Source organism: Paraburkholderia sp. Ac-20347, assembly GCF_017104805.1.
Classification (GTDB): domain Bacteria; phylum Pseudomonadota; class Gammaproteobacteria; order Burkholderiales; family Burkholderiaceae; genus Paraburkholderia; species Paraburkholderia tropica.
Map to the genome: position 1 here is coordinate 1 of NZ_JAAGPN010000307.1, position 8854 is coordinate 8854.

Consider the following 8854-nt stretch of genomic DNA (forward strand, 5'->3'; position numbering starts at 1 on the left):
TTGCGCGGCCGTGGGCGCGTCGAAGCTGCGCCGGAACCAGCCGGCCACGGCCGGATGGAATTGCGCGAGCGCGTCGTCGCCGGACGCGGCGCGGCGGCGGCGCGGCTTCACCGGCGGGTCGGCACGGAACGAGGCGGTCGAAGGCGGGTTCATGCGCACGAAGATGAGGGCGCGTTACGCGAATTTCCAGGCGTGCGAATTTCCAGGCGTCGCGCCGGATGTCGCGGGCGCGCGCCGCGTGTCGAAGCTGTCTGCAGACGTTGCTCGATGAAGTTGTCCAAAGCGTCACGCCAGTCTGGCAGGTTTCGGTCGCGCGTGCCGGCGTCGCGCCCGCTTCCGGCACGCGGCGCGCGAACGCAGTATCCTCGCCCCGTTGGACGTTTCCTCGACCCCGCAAGTGTCATCAGGAGTTCCACCATGCGATTGAATCCTCTGGGCCGCACCGGCCTGTTCGTGTCCGAACTATGTCTTGGCACCATGACGTTCGGAGGCGGCGCCGGCATCTGGAACCAGATCGGCGATCTGCAACAGGCCGACGCCGAACGCCTCGTCGGCCGCGCGCTCGACGCGGGCATCAACTTCATCGATACCGCCGACGTCTACTCGCAAGGCGTTTCCGAGCAGATCACGGGACAGGCGCTCAAGAACCTCAAGGTCGTGCGCGATCAGGTCGTGATCGCGACCAAGGTGCTCGGCGAAATGGGTCCGTCGCCGAACCAGCGCGGCGCGACGCGCTATCACATCATGGAAGGCGTGAAAGCAAGCCTTAAGCGCCTGCAGCTCGACCACATCGACCTCTATCAGATTCACGGTTTCGACCCGGCCACGCCGATCGAGGAAACCGTGCGCGCGCTCGACACGCTCGTGCAGCACGGCCACGTGCGTTATGTGGGCGTCTCGAACTGGGCGGCGTGGCAGATCGTGAAGGCGCTCGGCATCGCGCATCATCACGGGCTCGCGCAGTTTCAGTCCTTGCAGGCGTATTACACGATCGCGGGCCGCGATCTCGAACGCGAAATCGTGCCGATGCTCGCGAGCGAAGGACTCGGGCTGATGGTGTGGAGCCCGCTTGCGGGCGGCCTGCTGAGCGGCAAATATGGCCGCGACAAGCAGGGCGAAGCGGGCAGCCGCCGCACGACTTTCGATTTTCCGCCGGTGGAGCGCGAGCGCGCGTGGGATTGCATCGATGCGATGCGGCCGATCGCGGAGCAAAAGGGCGTGTCGGTGGCGCAGATCGCGCTGGCGTGGCTGCTGCATCAGCGCGCGGTGACGACGGTGATCATCGGCGCGAAACGCACGGATCAGCTCGACGACAACGTGGCCGCCACGAAGGTCAAGCTCAGCGCGGAAGAACTGGCGATTCTCGACGATGTCAGCGGCTTGCCCGCCGAGTATCCGGGCTGGATGCTCGCGCGTCAGGGCGACGCGCGCCGCGAGCAGCTGAAGCAGGCCGCGCGCGATTGAGGCGATTGAGCCGTCAGAAAAAGAAAGGCCGCCCGCGCGCGCGTTCGTGAGAACGCGGCGCGGACGGCCTCTCAGCGGCAGTTAGCGTGACTTCAGCGCGATTACTGCGCCGCGACGATCTTCAAGTGGTTCTTCACCGAGCTCACGCCCGACACGCCTTCCACGACCTGCTTGGCGTTGTCGCGGTCTTCGGCGGTCGGCACGGTGCCGGTCAGCGAAACGATGCCCTTACGCGTCTTCACGTGAATGTGCTCCGACTTCACGTTCTTCGCGCCGAGCAGCTCGGCCTTCACCTTGGTCGTGATGGTGGCGTCGTCGACGTGCTGGCCCACGCTTTCCGAGCTGGCCGGCGCGGTGGCCGCGCTGTTCGTCTGGGCGCCCGCCACGAGCGCGAAGGTCATGCAGGCGACGCCTGCGGCGGTCTTGAGCAGAGGAATGCGGTTCATGGTTTCTCCTTTTCTGGTTGTATCCGACGACTGTCACCGCAAGGTCCGTGCCGCGCTGCGCAAAAAATCTGAAAAATGGGGCTGGCGAACGGCGCGGAAGGCGCACTATCTGGGACCGGAGCGGGAATCGAGCCGATTTCTGAGCGATGGCGCGGAAATCGTCGGAGGGCTTCCTGTCGCGAAAATGGCAGGAAGATGGCGCATCAATCCGACGCTAATCGGGCACGCAATTTTTCCGGGTCATTGTAAAAACGTCGGTGGCGCACTGGAATTTGTCCGTTGATTTGCGCTGCCGCAAGTCGCGATCCTGTTTGAAAACAAGCGCTTGTAAAAACTGGCATGGGTGTTGCATCAGGAAGGCCAACGCTCAACTCATTTCAAGAACGGGACCGCCATGCCTTCCATCGCGTTACAAACGCGCCAGCATCTGGCGCTGACGCCGCGCCTCCAGCAGGCTGTGCGTCTGCTGCAGCTCTCGTCGCTCGAATTCCAGCAGGAGCTGCGTGAAGCGCTCGACACCAATCCGTTCCTCGAATACGTTCCGCCCGCGACGGAAACCGGCGAAGCCGCCGAGGCCGCCGACGGCGCGGCGGGCATCGGCGCCGCAGCCGATGCGCCCACGGCCGTGGCCGAGATGCCGGAAGGCGGCATGGACGGCGGCATGGAATCCCCGATGCCGCAAGACGCATCGAGCTACAACGACGAACCCGCCAGCTACGGCGACGACAACTCCGGCTACCCGGACGACGGCGCCTCGTATTCCGCCGACATGCCGTCGACGGGCGCGATGCGCACCTCGTCGAATTACCGTGGCTCGGAAGATGGCGATTCCGACGCCTCCGACTGGGTGCGCGTGCCGCTCTCGCTGCGTGAGCAACTGCATGACTCGCTGCGTCTGTCGCCGCTCGACGACCTCGACCGCGCGGCGGCCCAGATCGTCATCGAAGCGCTCGACGACGACGGCTATCTGCGCCAGGAACTGTCCGAACTGACCGATTTCGAAGACATCGGCGAAGCGCTCGACGAAGACCGCCTGCGCGTGGCGCTGCGCGTCGTGCAGACGCTCGATCGCCCCGGCATCGGCGCGCGTTCGCTGTCCGAATGTCTGTCGCTGCAACTCGAAGCGATGCCCGAAGACACGCCGCATCGCGATCTCGCGCTGCAGATCGTCACGCAGCATCTCGAACGCCTCGCGCGCCGCGAAAACGGCGAGCTGCAACGCCAGCTCGGCTGCGATGCGCAGGCGCTCCAGGCCGCGACGGCGCTGGTGCGCCGCCTCGATCCGAAGCCGGGCAACCACTACGGTCGCGCCGACGGCGGCTACGTGGTGCCGGACGTGATCGTGCGTCAGGTGCGCGGCAAGTGGGTCGTGAGCGTGAATCCGGCGATCGAGCCGCGCGCGCGCATCCACAAGCTCTACGCCGAAATGTTCGCGCGTTCCGACCAGACGAGCCGCTCGCCGCTCGCGCAGCAATTGCAGGAAGCGCGCTGGCTGATCCGCAATGCGCACAAGCGCTGCGAGACGATTCTGCGCGTGGGCGAATGTATCGTCGCGCGTCAGAAGGCGTTCTTCCAGTACGGTGAAATCGCGCTGCGTCCGATGCTGCTGCGCGATGTCGCCGACGAACTCGGCCTGCACGAATCGACGGTTTCGCGCGCCACGGGCAACAAGTACATGGCCACGCCGCGCGGCATCTTCGAATTCAAGCGCTTCTTCCCGCGCGAGCTGGAAACGCGCACGGGCGGCACGTGCTCGGCGGCGGCGGTGCGCGCGCTGATCAAGGAAATGATCGACGCGGAAAATCCGAAGGATCCGCTGTCGGACGTCGTGCTGACGCAGGAACTCGAAAAGCAGGGCGTGCAGGTGGCGCGCCGCACCGTGACCAAGTACCGGCAGATGATGAAGCTGCCTGCGGCGGAAATGCGTCGGCAGATTTAAGCGGCGTCCGCGTCGAACGATTTCGACACAGCGGCGGCGGAGCGATCCGCCGCCGTTTTTTTGCGTGCCGCTCGTGGACGATCGTAGACGTCGGGCGATGGACGAGCCTGGTTAGAATGCGAGCGAATGCTCAGTTTTTAACGCTCGCACGGACTTGCCGATCACCATGACCACCACGCCACGCGGCGGCGCACGTCGTCGCCCCACGCCGCTCGACGCTCGCAAGCAACCGAGGCAGCGCCGCTCGGCGGCAACCGTCGACGCGATTCTCGAAGCCGCCGCGCGTCTGCTCGAAACGCGCGGACTCGGCGGCTACACGACCAACGCCATCGCCGAACGCGCGGGCGTGAGCGTCGGCTCGCTCTATCAATACTTTCCGAACCGCGACGCACTCACGGTCGCGCTGATCGACCGCGAGAGCGCGCCGTTGCTCGCGGCGCTGGACCGCGCGAGCGCGTCGTCGAGCTGCGAGGCGGCCATGCGCGAACTGATTCGCGCATCGGTGGCGCACCAGATGCGGCGGCCCGTGCTCGCGCGCGTGCTCGACTTCGAGGAAGAGCGCCTGCCGCTCGGCGAGCGCGATGCGCGCGTGGGCGAGCGTCTGCATGCCACGCTGATGTACGCGTTTGCGCTGCCCGACGCGCCGCGTCTGCCCGATCCTCACACGGCCGCGCACGACGTCTACGCGATCGTGCGCGGCATGGTCGACGGCGCAGGCGCGCGCGGCGAAACCGACGCCGCCGCGCTCGAAGCGCGCGCGACGCATGCGGTGGTCGGCTATCTGTCGTGTTCGGAGCGCGCGGGTGACGGCTTGTGACGCCGGACGTTGAGCGACGCGGTCTCAGGCATTCGCGCCGCGCTCGCGCAGCCGCTCGATGAGCGCAATCGCGGCGGCGGGATTGTGCGCCTTGTGGCCGCTAATGACGTAGAGAAACACGTCGCGGCCCGTTTTCGCCTTGAGCGGTGTCGCGTAGGTGTCGAGATCGTCGGGCGTCTCGCCTTGCGCCCACGCGATCGCGCGATCGGCCCAGCGGTCGAGGTCGGCGTTCGCGTAGCCGTGCCGGTGTTTCGCCTGCGTGCCCATGATGCGCGCGTAGACGAAGGGCGCGCTCGCATCGGCGATCTGCGGATAGTCGGAATCGCCCGACATCACGATCGCCGCGTTGCGACTGCGCGCGAGCGCGACGAACTCCGGCGTGCAGAAACTCTCGTGCCGCACTTCGAGCGCGTGCCGCAGCGCACGGCCTTCGACCTGCGCGGGCAGCAGTTCGAGAAAGCGCGCGTAGTCGTCGGGCTCGAAGCGTTTGGTCGGCATCAACTGCCAGTTGATCGGGCCGAGTTTGTCGCCGAGTTCGAGCAGGCCGCCCGTCAGAAAGCGCTCGATCGACGCGCCGGCTTCCGCGAGCACGCGCCGGTTCATGGCGAAACGCGGGCCTTTCAGTGCGAACACGAAGTCGTCGGGCGTTTCGTCGCGCCAGCGCGCGAAGCTCGTGGGACGCTGCGCGCCGTAGTACGTCGAATTGATTTCGATTGAGGTGAGGTGGCGGCTCGCGTAGTCGAGTTCGAGGCGCTGCGCGAGTCCGTCCGGATAGAACGTGCCGCGCCACGGCGCGAAGATCCATCCGCCGATCCCGACGCGGATGCGTCCCGTTTTCTTGCGTGAGGTCGTGCGGGCTGTCGCAGGGGAGCGTGTCATGGTTTCGTCCGTGTTCGAGCGCGGGCAGCGGCGATTTGGCGCGCTCGCCGCAGGGCGGATTCACTGGCAGATCTTCGGAGCGTTTTAGGCATAGTCCGATATTTTCTGGGATGGAGTGAGGCTAATTTAGTCGGTGTGTGTCAGACAAACCTCACTTGGAATATCAGATGCAGTCTCGTCCTACTTCAGAGCTGACCGACGCGCAATGGCGCAGCGTCGAGCCGCTCTTCCATGAAATCCGCTCCAGCGGCCCGCGTCGCGGTCGTCCCGCGCATAGCTCGCGCGCCGTGTTCGAAGGCATCGTCTGGGTGCTCACGACCGGTTCCGTGTGGGCGAAGCTGCCCGAGCATTACCCGGACTTCCGCACCTGCCATCGCCGCTTCAAGCTCTGGTTCGACGCGGGCCTCGTGCAACAGGCCATGTCGCATCTCTACGGCGAAGAAGGCCTCGCGATGTGTGCGGCCATGAGCGCGCGCATGCAGCCGTGGCGCGCGCCCGCCGGGCGCAAGGCGCCTCGGTTTCCGCTAGCCTTTTCGCTGCGCTGGCCGGTCGCGCGCACGTGATGCGGCGGGGCGGCCGTCGTCCACTGGCCGTCGCCTGTCTCAGGCGGATGAGGAGTCCGCCTAAAACAATACCGGAACAATCCGCATCAATCCACCAAAGCCAATGCTGGCGGGAATTACGTCAATATTTCACGTCGCAACATACCGTGCCAATCCTCGCGAATCCGCTATACTTTTGTGGGTCGATCGTGGGTTGGATATCATGGCAAAGGCAGTGAACCGGCTTACCCAGGCATTCGTCAATCGCACAGCCGAAGCGGGCGACTACTGCGACGGCAATGGCTTGTATCTCCAGATCACCAAAGCGGGCGTCAAATCCTAGCTGCTCCGCTACATGCGCCAGGGCCGCGCCCGCTATATGGGTCTGGGGCCGCTGCATACCGTCGGACCGGCTTACGCGCGCACTCGCGCGCTCGAATGCCGCCGCCAGCTACTCGACAGAGTCGATCCGCTCGACGCCCGCAAGGGCGAGCGCGCAGCTGCAAAGGTCGAGATGGCGAAAGGCATGACGTTCGCAGAAAGCGCGACGGCCTAATTGAACTGGTGCTGGATTGGGCGACAGTGCGCGGTTACCGTACCGGCGACAATCCGGCTCGTTGGCGCGGTCATCTGGACAAGTTGCTGCCGCAACGCTCCGAGGTTCAAAAGGTCGAACATCATCCGGCCTTGCCCTATGCCGAACTGGGCGCATTCATCGCTGAACTGAAGCAGCAGCCCGGCACGGCAGCGCGAGCGCTCGAACTTCTCATTCTCACGGCTGCCCGTACCGGCGAAATCATTGGTGCGCGTCGCGACGAATTCGACCTGACAGCGTGTGTATGGGTCGTGCTCCGCCGAGCGCATGAAAATGGGCAAGGAACATCGGGTGCCGCTGTCGCCTGCCGCCGTGTCGATCGTCAACGTCGCGTGGGCCGAAAGCAAGAGCGACTGGCTATTTCACTCACCTCGCAAACCGGACAAGCCGCTGTCAAACATGGCATTGCTGGCGGTTCTCAAGCGCATGGGCCGCGCCGATTTGACCAGTTATGGCCTTCGTTCGACTTTTAGAGATTGGAGCGGCGAGACGACGCACCTCCCACGCGAGGTCATCGAAGCGGCGCTGGCGCACGGCATCAAGGACAAGAGCGAAGCCGCTCACGCACGAGGCGATTTGGTCGTCAAACGCCGCAAGCTCGTGGAAGCCTGGGCGCGGTACGCAAACGCAGGACCGGCCGGGCCGAACGTCGTAGAACTCGCCGCCAGCAAAAAGGCTGTTTAAACATTTCCGCTCCCTTGACACACAAGTCGAAGACGTGTTGGCTGTACGGAGCGGCGCTGCGCTAGACAGTCGGGCCACCGCCAGCAACGACAAGTGTTGCGCCACACGACGTACTACTGCCGTGGTGCGCGATCCTGCGGCCATCAATCGTCCCCATGCCGCCGCGCGTAATGACGGCGGGACCATGCATAGGGCACGTCATCATGTCACCCACGCGGGCGGCAGGAATGCCGCCTATCGTGACGCACGGGACGGTGGTTACGACTGCGCCGCCGTGGGTTGTTAATGCTCCGAGTGTTGCGGCTGGAGATTGCATATCAAAGCTTCCTGCGAAGTCCGTCTAACGTGGAAGTTACCAATTCATGGAAGCAATTCCATTCTTCACGATTGCATATAGAGACCAAAGACTCAACGACGACAGCCCATTGTTTCTTTGAATATTTTTCGAGCATGACATCCAACCTACTACTGTCATGATCGGCTACCAATCTATGAAATTCGTTGAGCACTGAGTCAGGAAAAGCACCATAAAGCTCACTCCCCTGCAACATCATCCTTAGATATAGAGGAGCAAAAAATGAAAACGCGCCTGGCGTCATGAAACCAAGACACGCCGAAGGATCATGCTTGTATTCTTCGTTCAATTGACGGGCTGTAATATCCCATCGACGTCTACCTCGAAAAAAAGTGTCCACGTCAGAAGACTCAATTCCCGATCTACTCGTTATAGCCTCATGCTCGGGATACTTCTCATTTGGGAAGGCCGAAAAATCGACGTTCATATCTACGTCTCCTATTTCCCAACGTTCATTAGTCGAGCGTCGCACTTTGCAACGTTCCCCCATGCATCAAGCGCTTGATCTCGATGTACTTTATCCCCGCCAGCAAAGCACTTCTTATTTATCAAATCTCTTGCTTGCGCGCATTCTCGGTTCGTTGCCCTTAGAGCCTCAATCTCAACGGGGTTGTTCATTCGGTTTATTCCTGCGCAACTACGCTTTTGCTTACACGCTCTGTCCACCTCGTCTTGAAGTCTTCGTTGCTCCTCTGGGCCACAGTTTCCAGGCGGTTGCAGCGTATCTACTATCGGACTTACTTTGTTGCCGGCATTGTCGGTATTTAACGACGATGCCATCCAGACGAATACACCAAGCCCTGCAATTGCGCCAAGAACTCCACCGACAGCAGTTCCCAATCCTGGGAATACCGCTGTCCCAGCGGCAGCACCGGCTTCCGCTCCAACTGCAATCGATGCAAGCCCGACCGGATCAATGCCTCCTAAAGGACGGTTGTGCGCATAAGCATAGCAATTCATGCCACCAATGAGCCCAATCGGATCCTGATTTACATAGCGGCCCGCCTGCGGATCGTAATACCGGAAACGGTTGTAGTGCAGACCCGATTCAGCATCGAAATACTGGCCCGGAAAGCGGATCGGGTTATCGATCTCATGCTTCAGATAGCGCCGCGTCTTGCCGTAGGCGCTGA

General features: G+C 63.1%; 13 protein-coding genes. 7 read left to right on the plus strand and 6 right to left on the minus strand.

Annotated elements, in window-relative coordinates:
- Nucleotides 1–417 precede the first annotated feature (417 nt).
- Nucleotides 418–1464: an aldo/keto reductase gene (locus G3N97_RS33435; RefSeq protein ID WP_205997171.1), complete on the plus strand. Its 1047-nt coding sequence runs from the start codon at nt 418–420 to the stop codon at nt 1462–1464.
- 101 nt (nt 1465–1565) lie between these two features.
- Here G3N97_RS33435 and G3N97_RS33440 read toward each other — a convergent pair whose 3' ends face one another.
- Nucleotides 1566–1910, minus strand: a complete 345-nt coding sequence (locus G3N97_RS33440) for a BON domain-containing protein (RefSeq protein WP_205997172.1) — start codon at nt 1908–1910, stop codon at nt 1566–1568.
- On the opposite strand from G3N97_RS33440, the gene G3N97_RS33445 reads away from it, so the two are divergent.
- The 3 genes from G3N97_RS33445 (at nt 1909) to G3N97_RS33455 (ending at nt 4666) form a co-directional block, all read left to right on the plus strand.
- On the plus strand, nt 1909–2193 hold the full coding sequence (locus tag G3N97_RS33445) for a hypothetical protein (RefSeq protein WP_205997173.1): 285 nt from the start codon (nt 1909–1911) through the stop codon (nt 2191–2193). The two genes, G3N97_RS33440 and G3N97_RS33445, sit on opposite strands and share 2 nt — an antisense overlap.
- Before the next feature lie 111 nt (nt 2194–2304).
- Nucleotides 2305–3849 (plus strand): RNA polymerase factor sigma-54, encoded by a 1545-nt coding sequence (locus G3N97_RS33450; protein ID WP_205997174.1) that lies wholly within the window; start codon nt 2305–2307, stop codon nt 3847–3849.
- Nucleotides 3850–4015: 166 nt separating this feature from the next.
- Entirely contained in the window at nt 4016–4666 is a 651-nt protein-coding gene (locus tag G3N97_RS33455; protein WP_205997175.1) for a TetR/AcrR family transcriptional regulator, read from the plus strand.
- Nucleotides 4667–4690: 24 nt separating this feature from the next.
- Here the strand turns inward: G3N97_RS33455 and G3N97_RS33460 are convergent, their stop codons facing one another.
- Complete coding sequence (locus G3N97_RS33460) at nt 4691–5545, minus strand: DUF72 domain-containing protein (protein ID WP_205997176.1); 855 nt, start codon at nt 5543–5545, stop codon at nt 4691–4693.
- A gap of 167 nt (nt 5546–5712) precedes the next feature.
- Here G3N97_RS33460 and G3N97_RS33465 point away from each other — a divergent pair, with 167 nt between their 5' ends.
- Both G3N97_RS33465 and G3N97_RS39780 read left to right on the plus strand, forming a co-directional pair.
- Nucleotides 5713–6108, plus strand: a complete 396-nt coding sequence (locus G3N97_RS33465) for a transposase (RefSeq protein WP_205997177.1) — start codon at nt 5713–5715, stop codon at nt 6106–6108.
- A gap of 334 nt (nt 6109–6442) precedes the next feature.
- A complete protein-coding gene (locus G3N97_RS39780) occupies nt 6443–6643 on the plus strand; it encodes a hypothetical protein (protein ID WP_241030995.1) in 201 nt (66 codons plus the stop codon).
- On the opposite strand, the gene G3N97_RS39785 is transcribed toward G3N97_RS39780, so the two are convergent.
- Entirely contained in the window at nt 6640–6963 is a 324-nt protein-coding gene (locus G3N97_RS39785; RefSeq protein WP_241030996.1) for a hypothetical protein, read from the minus strand. The genes G3N97_RS39780 and G3N97_RS39785 overlap by 4 nt on opposite strands.
- Between G3N97_RS39785 and G3N97_RS39790 the strand changes: the two genes are divergently transcribed.
- Nucleotides 6950–7366: a hypothetical protein gene (locus G3N97_RS39790; RefSeq protein WP_241030997.1), complete on the plus strand. Its 417-nt coding sequence runs from the start codon at nt 6950–6952 to the stop codon at nt 7364–7366. The two genes, G3N97_RS39785 and G3N97_RS39790, sit on opposite strands and share 14 nt — an antisense overlap.
- Before the next feature lie 61 nt (nt 7367–7427).
- Here G3N97_RS39790 and G3N97_RS33475 read toward each other — a convergent pair whose 3' ends face one another.
- From G3N97_RS33475 to G3N97_RS40050, 3 genes are all read right to left on the minus strand, one after another.
- On the minus strand, nt 7428–7682 hold the full coding sequence (locus G3N97_RS33475; protein WP_205997178.1) for a PAAR domain-containing protein: 255 nt from the start codon (nt 7680–7682) through the stop codon (nt 7428–7430).
- 1 nt (nt 7683) lies between these two features.
- Nucleotides 7684–8148: a hypothetical protein gene (locus G3N97_RS33480; protein WP_205997179.1), complete on the minus strand. Its 465-nt coding sequence runs from the start codon at nt 8146–8148 to the stop codon at nt 7684–7686.
- 11 nt (nt 8149–8159) lie between these two features.
- Nucleotides 8160–8854: RHS repeat-associated core domain-containing protein (locus G3N97_RS40050; protein ID WP_277397831.1), on the minus strand; the 695-nt coding region annotated here is incomplete at its 5' end.